Origin of the sequence: Streptococcus parasuis (genome assembly GCF_021654455.1) — a bacterium.
Taxonomy (GTDB): Bacteria; Bacillota; Bacilli; order Lactobacillales; family Streptococcaceae; genus Streptococcus; species Streptococcus parasuis.
Genome location: NZ_AP024276.1, coordinates 954918 through 975528, shown reverse-complemented (window position 1 = coordinate 975528; position 20611 = coordinate 954918). Strand labels below are relative to the sequence as shown.

Annotated in this window: 21 protein-coding genes; 3 read left to right on the top strand and 18 right to left on the bottom strand. The window is 37.2% G+C overall.

Annotated features, from left to right (window positions below; genetic code table 11):
* Positions 1 to 166: 166 nt before the first annotated feature.
* A complete protein-coding gene (locus tag L6410_RS04865) occupies positions 167 to 1150 on the top strand; it encodes an L-lactate dehydrogenase (RefSeq protein WP_024392099.1) in 984 nt (327 codons plus the stop codon).
* A 204-nt stretch (positions 1151 to 1354) separates the two neighbouring features.
* Here L6410_RS04865 and L6410_RS04860 read toward each other — a convergent pair whose 3' ends face one another.
* The 9 genes from L6410_RS04860 to L6410_RS04820 all read right to left on the bottom strand — a co-directional run bounded on the left by L6410_RS04860 (position 1355) and on the right by L6410_RS04820 (position 9953).
* Complete coding sequence (locus tag L6410_RS04860; RefSeq protein WP_237396445.1) at positions 1355 to 1885, bottom strand: dihydrofolate reductase family protein; 531 nt, start codon at positions 1883 to 1885, stop codon at positions 1355 to 1357.
* A gap of 244 nt (positions 1886 to 2129) precedes the next feature.
* Positions 2130 to 3083 carry an ABC transporter permease gene (locus L6410_RS04855; RefSeq protein ID WP_024392097.1) on the bottom strand — a complete coding sequence of 318 codons (954 nt, stop codon included), beginning with the start codon at positions 3081 to 3083 and terminating at the stop codon, positions 2130 to 2132.
* A gap of 1 nt (position 3084) precedes the next feature.
* Positions 3085 to 4146 carry an ABC transporter permease gene (locus L6410_RS04850; protein WP_172104030.1) on the bottom strand — a complete coding sequence of 354 codons (1062 nt, stop codon included), beginning with the start codon at positions 4144 to 4146 and terminating at the stop codon, positions 3085 to 3087.
* The gene (locus L6410_RS04845) at positions 4139 to 5674 is read right to left on the bottom strand and encodes an ABC transporter ATP-binding protein (protein WP_174846149.1); all 1536 of its coding nucleotides are present in this window, start codon (positions 5672 to 5674) and stop codon (positions 4139 to 4141) included. Before L6410_RS04845 ends, L6410_RS04850 begins: the two co-directional genes overlap by 8 nt.
* Before the next feature lie 217 nt (positions 5675 to 5891).
* Entirely contained in the window at positions 5892 to 6953 is a 1062-nt protein-coding gene (locus L6410_RS04840; RefSeq protein WP_237396443.1) for a BMP family lipoprotein, read from the bottom strand.
* Between the two features lie 81 nt (positions 6954 to 7034).
* Positions 7035 to 7424 (bottom strand): cytidine deaminase, encoded by a 390-nt coding sequence (locus tag L6410_RS04835; RefSeq protein WP_024392093.1) that lies wholly within the window; start codon positions 7422 to 7424, stop codon positions 7035 to 7037.
* Positions 7411 to 8073, bottom strand: a complete 663-nt coding sequence (gene deoC, locus L6410_RS04830) for a deoxyribose-phosphate aldolase (RefSeq protein ID WP_217375059.1) — start codon at positions 8071 to 8073, stop codon at positions 7411 to 7413. The genes L6410_RS04835 and deoC overlap by 14 nt, the downstream gene beginning before the upstream one ends.
* 15 nt (positions 8074 to 8088) lie before the next feature.
* Complete coding sequence (locus L6410_RS04825; protein WP_237396441.1) at positions 8089 to 9366, bottom strand: pyrimidine-nucleoside phosphorylase; 1278 nt, start codon at positions 9364 to 9366, stop codon at positions 8089 to 8091.
* Complete coding sequence (locus tag L6410_RS04820) at positions 9363 to 9953, bottom strand: class I SAM-dependent methyltransferase (protein ID WP_171988423.1); 591 nt, start codon at positions 9951 to 9953, stop codon at positions 9363 to 9365. Before L6410_RS04820 ends, L6410_RS04825 begins: the two co-directional genes overlap by 4 nt.
* Positions 9954 to 10028: 75 nt before the next feature.
* Here L6410_RS04820 and coaA point away from each other — a divergent pair, with 75 nt between their 5' ends.
* Together coaA and rpsT are read left to right on the top strand one after the other, a co-directional pair.
* On the top strand, positions 10029 to 10949 hold the full coding sequence (gene coaA / locus L6410_RS04815; RefSeq protein ID WP_237396439.1) for a type I pantothenate kinase: 921 nt from the start codon (positions 10029 to 10031) through the stop codon (positions 10947 to 10949).
* 58 nt (positions 10950 to 11007) lie between these two features.
* On the top strand, positions 11008 to 11256 hold the full coding sequence (rpsT, locus tag L6410_RS04810) for a 30S ribosomal protein S20 (RefSeq protein ID WP_171988421.1): 249 nt from the start codon (positions 11008 to 11010) through the stop codon (positions 11254 to 11256).
* A gap of 33 nt (positions 11257 to 11289) precedes the next feature.
* Here the strand turns inward: rpsT and L6410_RS04805 are convergent, their stop codons facing one another.
* The 9 genes from L6410_RS04805 to L6410_RS04765 all read right to left on the bottom strand — a co-directional run bounded on the left by L6410_RS04805 (position 11290) and on the right by L6410_RS04765 (position 20607).
* Positions 11290 to 12507: a transglutaminase domain-containing protein gene (locus tag L6410_RS04805; RefSeq protein ID WP_237396437.1), complete on the bottom strand. Its 1218-nt coding sequence runs from the start codon at positions 12505 to 12507 to the stop codon at positions 11290 to 11292.
* Between the two features lie 86 nt (positions 12508 to 12593).
* The gene (locus L6410_RS04800) at positions 12594 to 13967 is read right to left on the bottom strand and encodes a sensor histidine kinase (protein WP_237396428.1); all 1374 of its coding nucleotides are present in this window, start codon (positions 13965 to 13967) and stop codon (positions 12594 to 12596) included.
* The gene (locus L6410_RS04795; RefSeq protein ID WP_237396426.1) at positions 13960 to 14631 is read right to left on the bottom strand and encodes a response regulator transcription factor; all 672 of its coding nucleotides are present in this window, start codon (positions 14629 to 14631) and stop codon (positions 13960 to 13962) included. The genes L6410_RS04800 and L6410_RS04795 overlap by 8 nt, the downstream gene beginning before the upstream one ends.
* Before the next feature lie 114 nt (positions 14632 to 14745).
* On the bottom strand, positions 14746 to 15105 hold the full coding sequence (locus L6410_RS04790) for a hypothetical protein (protein WP_237396424.1): 360 nt from the start codon (positions 15103 to 15105) through the stop codon (positions 14746 to 14748).
* Between the two features lie 253 nt (positions 15106 to 15358).
* Entirely contained in the window at positions 15359 to 16129 is a 771-nt protein-coding gene (locus tag L6410_RS04785; protein ID WP_160864295.1) for a glycosyltransferase family 2 protein, read from the bottom strand.
* Entirely contained in the window at positions 16119 to 16475 is a 357-nt protein-coding gene (locus L6410_RS04780; RefSeq protein WP_002937073.1) for a DUF2304 domain-containing protein, read from the bottom strand. Before L6410_RS04780 ends, L6410_RS04785 begins: the two co-directional genes overlap by 11 nt.
* Positions 16475 to 17191 (bottom strand): glycosyltransferase family 2 protein, encoded by a 717-nt coding sequence (locus tag L6410_RS04775; protein ID WP_044674140.1) that lies wholly within the window; start codon positions 17189 to 17191, stop codon positions 16475 to 16477. Before L6410_RS04775 ends, L6410_RS04780 begins: the two co-directional genes overlap by 1 nt.
* 102 nt (positions 17192 to 17293) lie before the next feature.
* Positions 17294 to 18547 carry a glycosyltransferase family 4 protein gene (locus L6410_RS04770; protein ID WP_160864296.1) on the bottom strand — a complete coding sequence of 418 codons (1254 nt, stop codon included), beginning with the start codon at positions 18545 to 18547 and terminating at the stop codon, positions 17294 to 17296.
* On the bottom strand, positions 18547 to 20607 hold the full coding sequence (locus L6410_RS04765; protein WP_160864297.1) for a rhamnan synthesis F family protein: 2061 nt from the start codon (positions 20605 to 20607) through the stop codon (positions 18547 to 18549). Before L6410_RS04765 ends, L6410_RS04770 begins: the two co-directional genes overlap by 1 nt.
* Positions 20608 to 20611 lie beyond the last annotated feature (4 nt).

Sequence of the window (20611 nt, the reverse complement as noted above, 5' to 3'; positions counted from 1 at the left end):
TTAATACCACTATTATACCATATTTTTCAAACGTTTTCTTCTTTTGAAATCACTATGTAAACATTTTCAAACGATCTTTCTTTAGTGACAAAGGTCTGAAAAAATGCTAGAATGGTTAGTGGTTGGGATAGCTATCCCTAAATAAAACTAAGGAGATGTTTAGATAATGACTGCAACTAAACAACACAAAAAAGTGATCCTTGTCGGTGATGGTGCCGTAGGTTCTGCTTATGCATATGCCCTTGTAAACCAAGGTATTGGTCAAGAATTGGGTATCGTAGATATCAATAAAGACCGTACACAAGGTGACGCAGAGGATTTGAGCCACGCTTTGGCCTTCACTTCACCTAAGAAAATTTATTCAGCAGATTATTCTGATGCTCATGATGCAGATCTTGTTGTATTGACAGCTGGTTTGCCACAAAAACCAGGTGAAACTCGTCTTGAATTGGTTGAGAAAAACCTTCGTATCAACCAACAAATCGTATCTGAAATTGTTAAATCTGGCTTCAATGGTATTTTCCTTGTTGCTGCTAACCCAGTTGACGTTCTTACTTACTCAACTTGGAAATTCTCTGGTTTCCCTAAAGAACGTGTCATCGGTTCTGGTACTTCTCTTGACTCAGCTCGTTTCCGTCAAGCATTGGCTGAAAAAATCGGTATTGACGCTCGTTCAGTTCACGCTTACATCATGGGTGAACACGGTGACTCTGAATTTGCTGTTTGGTCACATGCAAACGTTGCTGGTGTGAAATTGTATGACTGGTTACAAGATAACCGCGATATTGATGAGCAAGGTCTTGTAGACTTGTTCGTATCTGTACGTGATGCAGCTTACTCAATCATCAATAAAAAAGGTGCTACATATTATGGTATCGGTGCTGCACTTGCACGTATCACAAAAGCTATCTTTGACGATGAAAATGCAGTACTTCCATTGTCAGTTTACCAAGCTGGTCAATACGAAGGTGTTGAAGATGTCTTCATCGGTCAACCAGCTATCATCGGTGCACATGGTATCGTTCGTCCAGTTAACATTCCATTGAGCGAAGCTGAATTGCAAAAAATGCAAGCATCTGCTGCACAATTGAAAGACATCATTGACGATGCTTTCGCTAACCCAGAGATCGCTGCTGGTGTTAAAAACTAATTCTATTTTAAAATAGCAAAAAAGGTGAGTCGCTTAGGCCACCTTTTTTATATCCATTTGAATTAGCTTTGATATATCGTCACTTTCGGCATGCCTTACACAACGAAAGTGGCTTGTTATGTAAGTCTAATTTCAAACCTAGAACAGCCTTTAAGCTGTTCTAACTACCTGCAGCTCAGTTCCTTGTCTGAAAACTAATTCATTTTAGTTTCTTCGATCATATCTCAACATCGCAATTCCATCAGTTACAGTTGATTCAACTAATGTTAATTTTTGTTCCTCAGGCAATTGTTGGAATAAGGGAATTCCATCTCCTAAAATGGTAGGGATGATGCCGATGATAAAATGATCAATGACCCCAGCTTTCAAGCATTCTTGAACAAGGGATGCACCACCAAACAACCAGATATCTCCCCCTTCATCATTTCGTAAGCGCTCAATTTCGGAAAGAATGTCTTTGACAAAACGAACATTTTCATAGTCTGATTTGTCAGCATGGCTAGCCACGAGAAATTGCTTCTCTTGATAGCCCTCAATCATCTCTAAGGGGCAATCATCTAAAGATTTACGACCCATAATAACAGTATCACATTTCTGAAAAAATGAAGGATTGTCAAACTGCAAGGCGGTATCATATTGATTTGTACCATGTCCTTCAATCCAATTATAACTTCCATCTTTTCTAGCAATAAAACCATCCAGACTCATCGCAATATTTAATACTAATCTTCTCATTTGTTTCCCTCATCTCTACTTTTCATTGAAAATTTATTATACCACAAGAAGCTAGGAAAAGAAGAAAAAGTATTACCAAGAATAAAACCAATCAAGTCAGAAATGTTCACCTCAGTTCCGCTATTTTACATAAGGAAAAATACAAAGAAAAAACGCATAAAATTATGTTTCAAAAACACTGATTTTATGCGTTTTATTGTTAGATTATCTCAATCCTCAAGCTCAAAATTGAGAGTGTACTAGCTTATTTAGATTTTATGTAGTTAACACCATCTGCTTTTGGCGCTACTGCTTGTCCAAAGAAGGCAGAAAGTGCAATGACTGTAATCAAGTAAGGAGCGATTTGGAGATATACTGATGGAATATCTTTCAAACCAGGCAATTGGCTACCAATAACCGCAAGACTTTGTGATAGTCCGAAGAATAGACTAGCAAGCATTGCACCAATTGGGTTCCATTTACCGAAGATCACTGCCGCCAAGGCAATGAAACCAGAACCAACAATCGTAGTCGCCGAGAAGTTGATATTAACAGATTGGGCACTTACAGCACCACCAACACCGCCTAGGAAACCTGCAATCAGTACACCTGCATAACGCATTGCGTATACATTGATACCAAGGGTATCAGCTGCTTGAGGGTGTTCACCAACAGAGCGAAGGCGCAAACCAAATTTTGTTTTATACAAAACAAACCAAGAAGCAAATGCTGTCAGGATAGCGACATAACCCATCAAACTTGTATTTTTAAAGAATAAATCACCAATAACAGGAATATCTGCCAATACTGGGAAAGAGAACTTACCAAAAGACTCACGAATACTATCAGTTTGTCCTTTATTATATAAGACCTTAACAAGGAAAACTCCGAGTGCAGGTGCTAGTAAGTTCAATACGGTACCAGAAACCACGTGATCCGCTCTAAAGTTAATAGTGGCCATCGCATGGATAGCAGCAAAGACGACACCAGCCAAACCACCAACGATGATCGCTAAAAATGGTGTAGCTTTACCAAAAGTTTCAGCAAATTCAATGTTGAAAACAACACCAGCAAAGGCACCAATAACCATGATTCCTTCCAAACCAACGTTTACGATACCACTTCGCTCAGAGAATACGCCTCCAAGACTTGTGAAAATCAATGGTGCTGAATAAATGAGCATTTGCGAAATGAGTAGGGTTAAAATAGATAAGTTCATCTTACTTAGCTCCTTTCGCTACTTTTTTTGAATTCAACAATAGTTCAAAGATATACTTCACACCAATGAAGAAAATAATGGACGCTGTAACAACGTTTATCAATTCTGGTGGAATTTGTGCACGAACCATACCAGGTGCACCTACAGAAAGTGTACCAAATAAGAAGGCTGCAAAAGGAATTCCCAGTGGTGAGTTCGAAGCCAGTAAGGCAACTGACATACCATTGAATCCAATATCTAAATTACCACTTTGAATATAAACGTTTTGGAAAGTTCCCAACCCTTGGATTGCACCACCAAGTCCAGCTAAAGCACCGGAAATAACCATTGATAGAATGATTGTTTGTTTAGCTGACATACCAGCGTAGTTAGATGCAGTAGGGTTAAGACCTACTGAACGAATTTCAAAACCAAGCGTTGTCTTTGTCATTAAGAACCAAATAACTATGACAGCAATAATGGCAAAGAAAATACCAATATTCATCCGTGAGTTGTTCGTTAGAGCTCGCAACCATTCTGTTTGATAAGAGGCGTTAGCAGAAACGTTAATTGTAGAATCTGTATTTTTCATCAAATTTTCTGAAAATACATCACGAATGATATAGTTACATGAATAGAGAATGATGTAGTTCATCATAATCGTAACAATAACTTCACTCGTTCCGAGATAGGCACGAAGGATACCAGGAATTGCGCCAGCAATACCACCTGCTACCATCGCTATCACAACCGTTCCCAAAATCAAAACTGGTCGTGGTAAATCAGGATTTAACAATGCAAACCAACCTGCAAAGACCCAGCCGACATAGGCTTGACCAGACAAACCAACGTTGAAGAAACCTGCTCGACTTGCGACTGCGAATCCTAACGCAGTAAAGATTAAAGGAGCCATTGCCCGGAAAATCTCACCGATTGATTTGATGTTCCCAAAAGCAGAGTAGAATAATTCCTCATATCCCCAAATTGGATCATAGCCAAAAATGAACATGATGATTGCCCCAAGCACTAAGCCACTGATTGCTGCTAGCAATGGGAATAGTATTGTTTGATATTTCTTAAGCATGTACTTCTCCCTCCTCGATATGACCACCAGCCATCAAGACACCCAATTCTTGTTTGTTTGTCTTAGCAGGATCAACAATACCATGAATGACACCATCGTGGATGACAGCAATACGGTCTGATACATCCAAAATTTCATCCAATTCGAAGCTGACAACCAATACTGCTTTCCCCTTATCCCGTTCAGCAATAAGACGTTTACGAATATATTCAATGGCGCCAACATCCAAACCACGTGTTGGTTGACTGACAATCAATAAATCAGGATTGCGATCGATTTCCCTTGCAATGATCGCTTTTTGTTGGTTACCACCTGAAAGAGCTTTTGCTGGAACTAATTCACTTGCACCACGCACATCAAATTCTTGCATCAATTGACGGGCCTTTTCATTAATCGCTGTGTAATTCAAAATACCATTTTTAGAATTTGGTTCTTTATAGTAAGTTTGTAGAGCAATATTTTCAGCAACGGTCAACGGAAGCACTAAACCATCACGGTGACGATCTTCAGGAACGTGACTCACCTGCATCTCAGTAATCTTACGTGGTGATTTACCAACCACTTCCTCACCTTTAATCGTGATAGAACCAGATTTCACTTTGCGAAGTCCAGTAATTGCTTGAATCAATTCACTTTGTCCATTGCCATCAATACCTGCAATACCCACTATTTCCCCTGCACGTACGTCAAGAGATAGACCTTTCACTGCTGGGATACCGCGGTTTTCATTGACTACCAAATCTTTAATAGAAAGAACAACTTCTTTTGGATGGGATTCAATTTTCTCTGTTTTGAAAGAAACAGAACGCCCAACCATCCATTCAGCCAAATCTTGGTTAGTTGCTCCTTCAACTGCCACAGTTTGAATCGATTTACCACGTCGAATAACCGTTACACTATCTGCAACAGCACGAATTTCATCCAATTTATGCGTAATCAAAATAATTGATTTGCCTTCTGAGACTAAGGTCTTCATAATCTTCAATAGCTCTGCAATCTCTGCCGGAGTAAGTACAGCAGTTGGTTCATCAAAGATTAGTAAGTCTGCACCACGATACAGTGTTTTTAAAATTTCCACACGTTGTTGTGCCCCTACAGAAATATCCGCAACTTTTGCAGTCGGATCTACTTCAAGACCGTAGCGAGCAGAGAGTTCTTTAATTTCTGCAATAGCCTTCTTAAGGTCAATAACACCGGCTTTAGTAGTTTCACTACCTAAAATAATATTTTCAGCAACAGTAAAGGCATCCACTAACATAAAGTGTTGATGAACCATCCCGATACCCAAGTGTGCAGCTTTGGAAGGGGAATCAATTTTCACTTCCTTACCATTAATGACAATCTCACCGCTTGTAGGCTCCAATAAGCCTGCAAGCATATTCATAAGTGTCGATTTACCCGCACCATTTTCACCCAAAAGGGCGTGAATTTCTCCACGTCTGACATTCAAATTAATATGGTCGTTGGCAACAAACTCACCAAATATTTTGGTGATATTACGCATCTCAATGACATAATCCTTAGTCATAATCTAGTTCCTTTCTGATTACAGTTAAACAGATTGAGCCGACTGCCAACCACTAATTCCCATTTAAGAAAGTAGGGTTACTAGCAGGTTCATTCCAGCTAACTGTACCATTTTTACCAGTAAAACCTACCAATTATGATAGGCTTTACTGAGAAAAATCTCAGCTTCTAAAAGGGCGACCGAGTGGACGCCCTTTCGGAATTCATCAATATAAAACTTATGGTTTTTCTGGTACTTCTATTTTACCATCAAGAATAGCTTGTTTTGCGTCAGCAACAGCTTTCGCAGCATCATCTGAAAGGTTAGTTTCAGCCAACTCTACACCTTTATCAGCAAGAGTATAACGAACGATTTCACCACCAGGGAATTCACCATTTTCAGCTTTTGTAGCAATATCTTTTACTGCTGCACCAACTTGTTTCAAAGTAGATGCCAATACAAAGTTAGATTCTTTACCATCTTTAGAAGTGTAAGCACCTTCTGCAGATTGGTCACGGTCAACACCGATTACCCAAACTTTATCTGCTTCATTACGAGTTTCGTTTTCAGCTTTAGCAGCGGCAAACACACCATTACCAGTACCACCAGAAGCGTGGAAAATAATATCTGCACCTGCAGCGTATTGAGCAGCAGCGATAGTTTGACCTTTAGCAGCATCACCAAATGAACCAGCGTACTGAATATCAATTTTGATTGACTCATCGACAGATTTAACACCAGCTACGAAACCAGCTTCAAAACGGTCGATAACTTCACCTTTCATACCACCGACAAAACCAACTTGTTTCGTTTTAGTTGATTTAGCAGCCGCAACACCAGCAAGGTAAGAAGCTTCATGGTCAGCGAAACCAACGCTAACTACGTTATCTTCGTCAGCTACAACACTATCAACGATAACATAGTGTGTATCTGGGTTGTTTGGAGCCACTTCTTTAATCGCTGATTCCAACGCAAAGCCAATACCAAATACTAGGTTGTAACCACCTGAAACTGCTGAATCAAGGTTAGTAATGTAGTCTGATTCATTAGCAGATTGGAAATAGTCATAACCATTACCTTTAGAAAGACCCGCTGCATCGCCCCACTCTTGAAGACCTTCCCACGCAGATTGGTTAAATGAACGGTCATCAACACCACCGATATCGGTAACAATTGCTGCTTTAATGCTTGAAGCACTATCAGATGATGACGAATCATTCTTTGCAGTACGGCTTCCGCAAGCTGCTAAAGAAAGAGCTGCAACTGAAGCTAGCCCAAGGCCAATAAATTTCTTGTTCATTTCTGAACCCTCCTAAAAAAACGTTTTGCAACTATTGTGTTGCAGAATGAAATTGCTACAGTCATTAGACTGCCATACAGACTAAGATAAGTCTGTAAAGGAATATGGAAGTAATTCCCCGACTGTCATCACGACTGTCGATTTATCTTTAGCGACAAGAGTCACTTTTAAATCCTTATCAAAAAATTCCGCCATAACTTGGCGACATGCTCCACAAGGAGATATTGGCTTCTCTGTTTCACCATAAATAATAATTTCAGAGAAGTCACGTACTCCCTCGGAGATTGCTTTAAAAATCGCTGTTCTCTCGGCACAATTCGTCAACCCAAAACTAGCATTTTCTATATTCACACCTGAATATAGTTCCCCAGACTTTGTAACAAGAATAGCACTGACTGGAAAATGTGAATAGGGCACATAGGCATATTTGCTATTGTCTACAACTAGTTCTATTAAATTAGTAGTCTCCATCCGCCTGTGCTCCGTTCATAATTGCTACACCTGACGATGCACCAATTCGAGATGCTCCAGCTTCGATGAAGGCAATAGCATCTTCATAAGAACGTGCACCACCAGAAGCTTTAACGCCCATGTCTGGACCCACAGTTTTTCTCATCAATGCGACGTCAGCAACTGTAGCACCACCAGTTGAAAAACCGGTAGAAGTCTTCACATAATCAGCTCCAGCTTCTTTTGACAATTGACAAGCTCTCACTTTCTCATCATCTGTTAATAAGCAAGCTTCGATGATTACTTTAACAAGTTTATCACCACTAGCATCTACAACTGCTTTAATATCATCCAAAACCAAGGCATCATTTCCAGCTTTTAAAGCACCGACATTGATCACCATATCAATCTCATCAGCACCATTTGCAATAGCATCTTTGGTTTCAAAGGCTTTAACTGCAGAAGTATTTGCTCCCAAAGGGAAGCCAATTACTGTACAAACTTTAACATCACTGTCTTTCAAGCTTTCTGCTGCCAATGAAACCCATGTTGGATTTACACAGACACTAGCAAAATCATATTCTTTTGCTTCAGATAGAATCTTTTCAACCTGTTCTTGTGTTGTTTCTGGTTTTAAGATTGTATGATCAATATATTTATTCAATTTCATGGTTTTCTCCGTACATTAATAAATTATTTCAATAATTTCTTTCGTCTTTACACTTGTTTTATCTATTTTAACATTTTTTTGAAAATTTGTAAGCATATCTTCCGAAATATTTTCATTGGCATATATTGTCGCAATCTGTTCACCTTCTGCAACAGATTCACCTACTTTTTTATGGAAAACAATTCCCGTTTCGTAATCCAATTGATCCGATTTTACAGCGCGACCTGCACCAAGTTTCATGGCAAATAAGCCAAACTCCAATGCTGGTAGAGCAACGATATAACCTTCTTTCTCTGCATAAACAGGAACTTGGTGTGACACTTCTACAGGTCGGTAGAGATCAGATAAATCACCACCCTGTGCAAGCACCATTTCCTCAAACTTCTTCAATGCGAGGCCATTATCAATATGCTGTTTAACTTCTTCAACGCTTTTTTCAATATTCGCAAGACCTAACATGATATGTGCTAATTCGCAAATGAAATTGGTTACATCCTCGCGACCTCTCCCTTGCAATATTTCAAGGGCTTCTAAAATTTCTAATCGATTACCAATTGAAGTCCCTACTGGTTGTGACATGTCTGTCAGAACTGCGACTGTTTTACGGCCAACAGCTTTCCCTAAATCAACCATAGTTTGTGCAAGAACACGCGCATCCTCCACAGTCTTCATGAAGGCACCCTCACCAACAGTAACATCTAGAAGAATCGCATCTGCACCTGCTGCAATTTTTTTAGACATGACAGAACTTGCAATTAAAGGAATAATATCAACTGTGGCAGTGACATCTCGAAGGGCGTAGAGTAATTTGTCTGCTTTTACCAGATTGTCAGATTGGCCAATTACTGCAACACCAGTTTCTTGGACTTGTTTAATAAAATCTTCTTGACTAACTTCAATTTGAAAACCATTAATCGATTCTAACTTGTCTAGTGTACCACCAGTATGGCCTAAACCACGACCGCTCATTTTTGCCACAGGAACACCAAAACTTGCAACTAGAGGGGCAAGAATCAGGGTGACCTTGTCACCAACACCACCAGTAGAATGTTTATCCACTTTTATACCTGGAATGGCTGATAAATCAATCTGTTCACCCGTTGCAACCATAGACATGGTTAAATCTGAAATTTCACGCGTTGACATGCCCTTAAAGTAAATAGCCATCGCAAGAGCAGACATCTGATAATCTGGAACAGTTCCAGCTACGTAACCGTCAATCAACCATTTGATCTCATCTGACGATAATTCTAAACCATCTCTTTTTTTTTGAATTAAGTCAACTGCTCTCATTTGTTCACACTTTCGAGGATATAATATCCTTTATCCTTCCTGATAATTTCACAGTTTCCAAAAACCTCTTCCATCTTCGCCTTTGCACTTGGTGCACCTTGTTTTTTCTGAATTACAATAGTAAGCGTGCCATTTTCGGATAGATGATTCTTAGCTCCTGAAATCACTTGGTGAACAACCGCCTTACCAGCGCGAATTGGAGGGTTTGAAACAATATAATCAAATTGTTTTGTCACATTTTCATAGATATCGGATTGGAAAATGTCGACAGCAACATTGTTTAGTGTAGCATTTTTTTCAGCCAATGCCAAGGCTCTGTTATTGATATCTATCATTGTAGTGTCAACATGATAGACCTTTGCAAGTGTTAAGCCAATCGTACCATAGCCACAACCTACGTCAAGCAAAGACTTTCCTTCTTCTAAATGAAGAGACTTTAAAAGCACCTGACTTCCATAATCTATCATTTTCTTACTAAATACCCCTGCGTCTGTTTGGAATGTCATTGGGGTGTCCAGTAAAAGAACGCGAAGTTCATGAATATCATGTGCTGTACTTGGATTTTTCTCGTAATACATATTTGACATGTCTTCATTATAACATTTCCAAAAAGCGTTTACAAGATGTTTTACTTAAAATCTAATTCGTGCTACAATAGGCCCATGAAAAATGAATTTATAAATTTTGAACGCATTAGCAGAGAAACCTGGCAACAACTTCACCGCCATACGACAGCTCCACTCACACAAGAAGAACTAAACTCCATAAAGAGTTTCAATGATAATATAAAACTCCAAGAAGTTTCGGACGTCTATTTACCATTGATCAATCTCATTCGCATTTATCGTAAAGCTCGCACGGATTTAACCTTTTCAAAAAGTTTGTTTTTACAAAAGAAAATCAAAGAACAACCCTTTATCATAGGTGTGTCTGGTAGTGTTGCTGTCGGAAAATCTACAACCAGTCGACTTCTGCAAATATTACTTTCCCAAACATTTAGGCATGCAAAAGTTGAGTTGGTTACGACAGATGGATTTCTTTATCCAAATGCAGAGCTTCAAGAAAAAGGTCTTCTTGACAAAAAAGGGTTTCCTGAATCATACAATATGGAGCTGTTACTGAATTTTGTGGATACTATAAAAAATGGTGAATCTTTTAGCATTCCAACTTATTCACACGAAATTTACGATATCGTTCCAGATTCTTATCAAACCATCGAGGCACCTGATTTCCTCATCGTGGAAGGTATCAACGTATTCCAAAATCCTCAAAACCAACGATTGTATGTGAGCGACTATTTTGATGTTTCGATTTATGTAGATGCTGACGTGGATAATATTGAAACCTGGTACTTTGAACGATTCCAAAAATTGCTGAAACTAGCTGAAAAAGATCCCACAAACTATTACCATCGGTTCACACATTTACCATTTGCAGAAGTCATTGAGATGGCTCAAAGTATCTGGAAAAAAATTAACTTGGCCAACCTAGAAAAGTATATTGAACCGACACGAAACCGAGCAGATATTATCCTACACAAAGGATTGAATCACGAAATCGATGAAATTTACTTAAAAAAATAAATTTCACTTGTCAAATGCAGTCTTTTCATATATAATGGTATAGTTAGTACAAGAAAGGGTGGAGGTGAAACCATTGGCAAACATTAAGTCAGCTATCAAACGCGCTGAATTGAACGTTAAACAAAACGAAAAAAACTCAGCACAAAAATCAGCTATGCGTACTGCAATTAAAACATTTGAAGCTAACCCATCTGAAGAGCTTTTCCGCTTTGCTAGCTCAGCAATCGATAAAGCAGAAACTAAAGGTTTGATTCACAAAAACAAAGCAAGCCGCGACAAAGCACGTCTTGCATCAAAACTTGCATAATAAAAAAGAAGTCTATCAAGGACTTCTTTTTTTCTAGTCTACTACCAATTCAAATGTTAAGGTCTGTTCATTGTACAGATATTGGTAAGTTTCAATCCAGCCCAGTACTTCAAATAGTCGATTGGTACCCGAAGCTGCATATTCCACCATTTGATTCAAGGCTGCTTGATTAGAAAATTGACACGCAATCCGGCGCTGACCTGCCTGAAAAAGATTAGAAACAGTTTGAACGACTAATTCCTCATCAAAATTCTCAAAATAAGTGCCTTGCTGAACGTAATAATTTAAGGCATTGTCAGTACAAGAAGGATAGGCAAGTGGTCTCTCCGTATATGGATATTCTGTTCCCCAATAACTCAGTAAGTCCACATCAGCAACTCTATTTCTATACAAGATGGAATCTGGAACACATAGATAGTCATAGCTAATAGTAGATTGCGCTTGACTCCCCATAGCATCTTCAAAGACTGGCTCACCCCAGGTTGAATCTACACCATAGTATTGCTGATCAATCTTCACTAAATTCCAAGCGTGTTCAATGGTTTCACCATTTGTTCCAGTCACATTACCAGATACATAGACAGATTCTATCCCAGCCAATTTACATAAATATTGAAAGGTTCGGCTATAACCTGCACATACCGAGCTATTATCTAGCAAAACTGATTTTATGGATTGATTGTCCCAACTAATCTGACTATCACTCAAAGCTGCAAGATTATAATCCGTATGCTGAATAATGTATTCATAGAAGAATTTCACAGTATCGTATACGTGACCCTTTGGAGCTTGACTAACGATGGATTGTGCCAAAGTTGCTATTTTTTCACTTTCTTCTTCAACCTGCAGCGGATAGTCAGGCTCAGAAAGGTCCTGATAATCAATGCCATCCCTCATTGCGTCAGTCATCCAGTAATACTCAGGGAAATCATTTGCTACAGAGAAAAATGCACGCGTATAGGTCTCATCGTCTACTCTGTCAATTGTAATCTGCTGTTTGAAGGTACGCAAACCATTAGCTAATTGGAGGTAGACACGGCGTTCCTCATCAGTGTCTAATTGTTGATAATAAAAATAATCAGCAACTTCCTCCCTCATCTGTTGCAATTCATTTTCAAAGACTTTAGCTTCTTGTGATGCTTCTCCGCTGGTTACCTTGCTAAAATCCTCTATTTGAGGAAAGTATGAACAGCCTGTCAACTGCGTGCAAGCCAATATGATTAATATAATTAAGTAACTCTTCTTTTTCACGACCTACTCCTCTCCTCCATCCTAGTATATCATACTTTCGAACCGACAAAAAAATGATAGGCCACATTCCTATCATTTTTCTTATTTTATCTCGGTAATCTTACCTCAAAAATAGTTCCTTTAGGCTGATTATCCCGCACAGTGATTGTGCCTTTTAAACTATTGGAAATTTGTAAGGCTAAGGATAAACCGAGACCAAACCCACCCTTGCTCCGAGTACGGGCCTTGTCTACACGATAAAATCGATCAAAAATTTTCTTTTTATCGCTATCACTGATACCCAATCCATTGTCTGCTACCGTAAAGTAAACTAACTTATCTTTGATATTGGCTGTCACTTGGATAGCGCCATCTTCTTCGGTATACTTCATTGCATTATCAAATAGGATGGTTAGAAGCTGTTTTACCAACACCTTATCCGTCCGAATTGGTTGATGAATCAAATTATTAACCGTGACTGTTTTACCATTTTCATCTGCAATCATCATGTAATTCTCAAAGATTTCATCAAAATAGCTAGGTGGGACTTCAGCGATATCTAATTTGAAACCATCATCTCGACGAGCTAAATTCAGTAAATTCGTAGTTAACATACGCATATTACGAACTTCCTCTAGGCTTGATCCTATACTCTCACTACTTTCCAAAATGGTTGCATTTGGATGTCTAAAAAGACCTTCCAAACGATTCTGTAACACAGCTAAAGGCGTTCTCAATTCATGACTAGCATTCTCAACGAAATCCTTTTGTTTTTGATAGCTAATTAAGATAGGTCGCATACTCAAATTTGACAGATAAATACTAGCCAAGATGGAAATAAGCCAAGCAGATACCATGACAATAGCTACAGCAGTTTCATACGTCTCAATAGATGATTTTATCTGACTCACATTCACGAAAATTGTCGCGTATTTAATATCATAGGAAGAATAATAGCCAAGGTCATCTGGCGCCAATTCAATAGTAACATAACGATAATCTTCTGAACCCCCGAATGTAGAATCAACCGTTGCTTCCTTTATTTCGCCTAAATTTTTCTTGTCTAAGGATAAATCAGAAAGTCCTGTAAAGTTATCTGGATTAACGACTACACCATCATTTGAATAGAGTAATACATGTGTATTGTAACCAAGTTTCAACTGATCGTCTTTCTGATTTTTAGGGGAGTTTGTTGTATCTGAATTAGATTCTGCAGAATCACTTTCATCAGCAATATTTCCATCTTGAATAATGAATTCTGAATTTGGTTCATAGGTCCGTGCAATGGCAAAACCAACCACCAAAGCAGGGGCATCTTTGATACGAGCCAGTGTTGAATCAGAAGTCTGATACATAGTTGAGCGCATTAACTGGAAGATAATGGCGGTCATTAATCCGAAAATGAGTGTAAAAACAGCAAAATATCTGATAAAAAAGGAAAATTTATCTGTTGAAATGATTTTTTTAAATCGCTTAGACATTTTTCAAAATGTAACCGACACTACGAAGAGTTTGAAGATTTTCTCCAAATGCGGTTCCTTTCATTTTTTTCCTTACTTTCGATACGTAAACTTCAACAACTGAAATGGTTGTATCACTATCAAATCCCCAAATACGATCAAAAATCTGTGTTTTAGGTAAAATCACATTCTGGTTTTGTAAGAAATATACCAACAAATCGAACTCTTTCCCTAACAATTCTACTTCTTGACCATTGACTGTCGTAGTATTTGTAGATAAGTCGACAGTAACATCTCCGTATGTTAGAGTATTTTCATTGAACTTCCCTGCTCGTTTTAACAAGGCTTGAATACGCATTTTGAGTTCTTCTAAATAGAATGGTTTTGTGAGATAGTCATCTGCACCCAATTCAAACCCATGTCCTTTATCCTCTAGGCCTTCCTTGGCTGTCGTAATCAGAACAGGAGTTGAGACCCCTTTTTCACGCAATTCTTTTAATACTTGAAAACCATCTTTCTCAGGTAACATTAAATCTAGGAGAATTAAGTCATAAACCCCTGTTTCCGCTTCGTAAATACCTTCTTCACCATCAAAAACTTGCATAACGTCTGCAAAATCATCTAAAAAATCAAAGACTGAATTAGAAAGGCTTAAATCGTCTTCTACCAACAGTATCTTAATCATATACTACTCCTTTACTCTATCTAAGACCATTTATCACATGGAAATTATCAACATCATTATAACACGGAATTTTAAAAACCAAAATAATTTATGATTCTACTCGCTTGAGCTTTCCTAGTTTTCTATTTGTGCTTTTATTTCTTCATTCCGTTTCTTCAACTCATTCAATTCATCCGATGAGCTAGAATTTTCACTTGTAGTTGAATCCGATTGTGATGCTCCGATAGTTGCATCTGGTGGATTCATACCTTGACCACCTCGACCGCCACCTTGCCCAGGTTCATTGGGCATTTGTGATTTATCGAAACCTTCAGGAGATTGATTTTGTACAGTAGTTGATTGACTTTGGGTAGAAGTAGAATTGGATAATTTGCCTACCCCCATTCCTCCAGCAAAGCCAAGGGTTGCTGCAGTAATCCCCACGGTCGCTAGTAAAATTAGTGGCTGTTCTTTTAGTTTACATAAGAGTGACATACAATTCCTCACATTTTGATTTCTTGGTAACATTCCTCACACTTCCGCTTTTCCTATGATATTCTTACCATACAGTCATTATAAGTCCCTTTGCTTAAGGTTTGCTAAAATGGATGGTAAGAAAAAGAAGACCTTGTGGCCTTCTTTTGGGGTAGGTAGGTTACTATCATGTTAAAGTGGGGAGGGGAATAAATGCAAATTGAAAATTTTTCTTTCATATACTTTTGAAAAAAGCTACTGATTAGAATTTCAATCAAACATTTGTGTCTTGGCTTTTCTTATAGTACTTCAACAAAAGACTAGCAATAAACTTTGGCCAGAACAACAAATACATTTCATAGTCTTCTTTTGTACGAATATTGTTTTCAATGCTATTTGTCGTCTCAGATTCTTCATGAATGCGATGATACATCAAACTCTCATCTACAAAGGTAAAGCTACCATTTTTTTGTGCAATCTGATACCAAGCAAACCAATCAAGAGAAACTTTCATTGCTTCATTAAACTTGAAATCATTCAGTTTCTTCAAATTATAGGTCACAGCTGGACAAGAAATTGGATTACCAAAAGCTAAAACCCTATTCCGCCAAAACTTCCATTTGGGAAACATGGCCATTGTCCGTAACATGAGTTGCTTGATTTTCAAGTTTGAAGTTAAGGGAATAGCCACACCTTCCTTAACTTCCTGGTAATCTGAATAAGCAATCAACGTTTCCTCTGTCATCTGAGACATTATTTTTTCACAATAGTCTGGTAAATAAATATCATCTTGATGAGCAATTGTAGCATAAGGGGTTGTTACAAAAGAGAGTGCTAAATTCCAATCTTTTCCAATACCTCCTCCTTGCGCGGTATGCATTACGATTGCATTCTTTTGGCAAATTTGTTCTATATATTCACTCGGAGTACTAGTGTATAGGATGAGTTGTGATTGAAGTGTTTGCTGCTTTAACGAATGGATGCATTCTTCTAAATACTTACTATCTCCATAAGCACAGATAACAAATGTATGGTTATTCTGCATGATGCTCCTCCAACTCAGAGATTCTTTTTTTAGCCATTGATACTTCTTGAATTAAATTTTTAATCTGCTGCTTTTGTTGAGATAAAGCCATACTATGCAAAAATCCAATCACCAAGAGAACAAAAATTGCCACAGATAACAAGAAATTGGAAGTCAGACCAAACCCGAATAAATAAGCCAATTTAATAGGAATAACATCAAAGAGTGCAAAAACAATCAGTCCGAAGCCAATAACAATCCACATAAAGGCATGTTCGAATAAAATCTTATTTTTATTAATATTCCTAAAAATAAAATACAAAAAACCTAGTGAGGCAAGAAACATAGCTAATGCTTGTATAGTCATTATTCCCCCTCCTTCATAAGCGATGCAATCAAAATAGATGAGCAAACTTCTACCATGTAGCGGATGGACTTAAATGGAGTAATCGAAGAAACCCCTCCTGCTCTCTCAAACATATTAGCAGGTGCTTCTACTACTTGGAAATTTTGCTTTAGTAAATGAACAGTTGATTCTGGTTCCGGATATTTAGTAGGGTATCGTCTGGCGAATTGAGCAATTACTTTTCTATTTCCCAAACGATAACCAGATGTTGTATCCCAAATGCGTTTTCCAGTTGTTAGTTTTATCATATTTGAAATAATGCCTATTCCAAATCTTCTCATAAAACTGGTTTGAAATTCTGACAAGGTTTCACCAACAAAGCGTGAGCCAATCACCATATCAGCTTGACCAACTAAGATTGGCTGAATTAAGCTATTTAAGGAACGAATGTCATGTTGACCATCACCATCAAATTGAACTGCTACGTCATAGTCATTATCCAAGGCATATTTATATCCTGTTTGAACAGCTCCGCCAATCCCCAAGTTTTGTACTAGGTGAACAGCATTTAATTTATTTTGAATCAAAATTTGTTTAGTGCTATCCGTTGAACCGTCATTGATGACGACATAATCCAATTGAAAATTGGCACTATTTCTATAATCTATAATTCCCTGAACAGTTTGAAGGATACTTTCTTCTTCATTGTAGGCAGGGATAATCATTAATACTTTCATTTTTTCTCTCTAAAACTAGAATTCTATATAATTTTTCAGATTCTACTACTCATTTGAAGAAACTGTAATATACATATTTTAGCATAGCTATCCTATTATTCATTAAAGTCGAAGTTTATGTCTGATTTTTGTCGTGATATTGCTGATCAATCTTGCATAACGCTCCAATCTTGTTGGATGCATATTTAAAGTCAGTAACTCTTTTATGTGACTTAAATTTGTATTTTGGTGTCCAGTATATTCTAAGTGATTGATGCCGTTCAGTATTTCTTTATAAGCAACTTCCGGTGTATATAGAGTACGTAAACGTTCCACATCAAGCCGAGCCCTATCTGAAAAATTTCTAAAGGATTCAATCACTTGCTCTAACTTAGTCACCAACTCTTCTATATCGCCCAATTTATAAATTTGACCTGCTGAGAATATTTCAAATGCCGTCAAATGTCCTAAATTATCTGATAAAATTACTGGAAGCCCTCTTAAGATTGCTTCAACATAGACTAAGCCAAAAGTTTCCATAGATGAGGGGAAAACACAGATATCTCTATCAGTTACTTCTTCCCAAGGATTATCTAAGTTACCTAAAAATCTAACATTTTTCTGTAATTTATTTTCATGGATATATTCATCACAAATAGCTTTGTATTTACTATCCCATCCTCCAATAAAAACCAATTCAATATCTAATCTATTTAGTGTCTTATATGCTTTTATAAGTTCTAATTGATTTTTTCCTTCTGTTAATCGACCAACAGAAACAATTCTAACTTGGTTGCCTTTTTTTAAATCTTTTGTTTCTTGCTCAGTATAAGAAATAAACGGATGGACTTTCTTATTAAATAGTGGTGTTAAAAAATTATTTAACTCTCCAGTCACACTAAATAATTCTGAAGAATACTCTTCTATGAAGTCAATTTTATCAGCATAATAAGCAAACTCATTTTTAGGGAATTCATGAATTAGCCAAAAATGGGGAACCTTTTGACATGAGGCAGCAATTGCTCCCTGAAAAACATTAACAGTATTTGAAATAACCAAGTCTATCTCATTTTGCTCAATAATTTCAGCTATGTCCTGAACATTCTGGCGATAGTAGCTTGTAGCCTCTTCTCTATTAAGGATTTCTCCACCTGGTGCATCCGGCCACCACCACTTGACAGTTGGCAAATAGTAATTCTTAACCCCTATCATTTTATAAAGTTGCTCATGCTTATCTTGCGGTTCCCCTCCTATTGCATGAGTAACATTTATAACTGTGTGTCCCAGTTGAATAAGATACTTCATTAGATAATAAATAGACTTCTCCGCACCATTATCCATACTAGTCGTAGGAGAAATAAACAAAATACGTTTCATTAGACTAACTCTTCTTTCAAAAAATCATTAATTCTATTTGCTGTAGTGCAATGATTCATTACAAATTCAAAAGCATTTTCTGCTATTTGTTCTCTCAAGTCTTGTTCAAGAATCAATCTCTCCAATTTACTTTCCCATTCGTTATCGTCTGCTAGAACTCCAGTCACTCCATCTTGAATCATTTCTTCAAATGCTCCAAGATTACTTGCAACTGTCACAACTTTAACTGCTGCCGCTTCTATCCATTTAATTTCCGACTTTGCTTCATTAAAAGTTGTGGTTACAAGCGGCGCCAAGTTAATATCAACTTGTGAAATTAAATTTGGAAGCTTTCTCCAATCAACATACTCATGACTCACAATCTGTTTTTTGAATTTTTGGAATGGTTTAGGAATGTCTAAATATCCTACTATATGTAATTCCACTTGCGGGTACTTTTGAAGCAGATGTAGCAATGCTTGACTAATTAAATCAAAATTTTCGTTGTGTGTAATTGACCCTGAGAAATATCCTATTTTGACTTTATTGTCGTTCGAATTTTTCTTAACTTGTAAACTACGCTCAACTAATTCTTTAGACATGACGTTGCGATTCAAGATAACCTTGTTTTTATATTGTTCAAGCTCATCTTTCAATTTCGAAGTCGATGTGATAGCATAGTCGCAGAGAGAAAGCATTTTTTTGTAAGCTAAGACACTTGTATCATAGCCTTTTTTCTCTCTCTTGCTCAAGCCTTGGGTAAATTCAAGTTCATCTGTAAATTTTGTATCAAAAACCAAATCATCAATATCAAAATAAACAGGTCTGTTCTTTATGTGTGCTGCTCTACATATTTCTTTAAGCATATCATTGAATGGAGCACGATAAATAATAATATGACTAGCAAACTGTGCATCCTGAAGTTGTACAAGAGAATTATTTATCACTCGAACTGTATAACCAAGTTCTCGCAATTGCTCAGCCTTATTTAACACACGATAACGTGTACATTGTGGAATAATATTTTCGACACCATCAATAATCAAAATATAAGATTGATTTTCTCTAGTTTTAAAATCTTCTAATATAGAAGACACCACTTCAATCGGATAATCTGTTTCCTTAGCAATATACTCCATCAAATCTGGAATCTCAGATTCTCTTTCTAAACCATGCCAAAAATATTGTTCTCTGTCATAATTTCTAAAGGCCGAATACTTAACTAATGGACAACCTTGCTTTAATAATTTAAGCGGATGAATATACAATGCACTATCTTTCGTGTCTTTAATCAATGCATCATACTTAAAGCCTCGATCATAAAAATATTTTGCAAACACAGTTTCATGTTTTCCAATTGCCTTATTACGAGAATCCGTGTCAGAGAGCTTTTCCCAATAATCATAAAATCCTTCATATCTTAGTAAACTATTTTCAACAACAACAAAATATGATTGTAAGTGCTTTGGAATTTTACCATAAGGGTTATAACCTGTAAAGTCTAGCTGCTCCTCACCCATAGAAATTCCCCAAAAGTCTAACTGATCGGAATTAAACTCAGAGAAAACCTCTTCCAAATCTCTAAAAGGACCAATATTCGTATCATTAACCAAGATGAGCTGATTATATTGTTGTAACGCCTCTTTTCCAGTATGTATTATCCCGTGTCGGAAAGCCGCAACATCATACCCCTCATTTTCTCTTTCCACAACTTTACCATATTGTGCTAAACGATTTATATCAGCCTGTGGAAGTTTACCATTTACAACAATTAAAACATCTCGAGAAATTTTAGCCAATGCCTCTAAAAAAATTACTTTATAGTCCTGTAAAGACGATTGATGTTCATAAATTGTGTAAATCAAGTAACGATTTTTGATATCTGAATAATTATTTCTACGTTGCTTATCACGTTGCAAAGCTAGTATAGTTCGCTTTATATATTTTGGAATGCTCCAGAAAAACTTTGCAATATTTTTGGTAAGCTCTAATATATAAAACAATAGCTTGTATTTACCTGATAAGATAAATAATCGCGTTGTGAAATTTCTAATCCACCTTTTCACAGTATTACCAATCACTTTC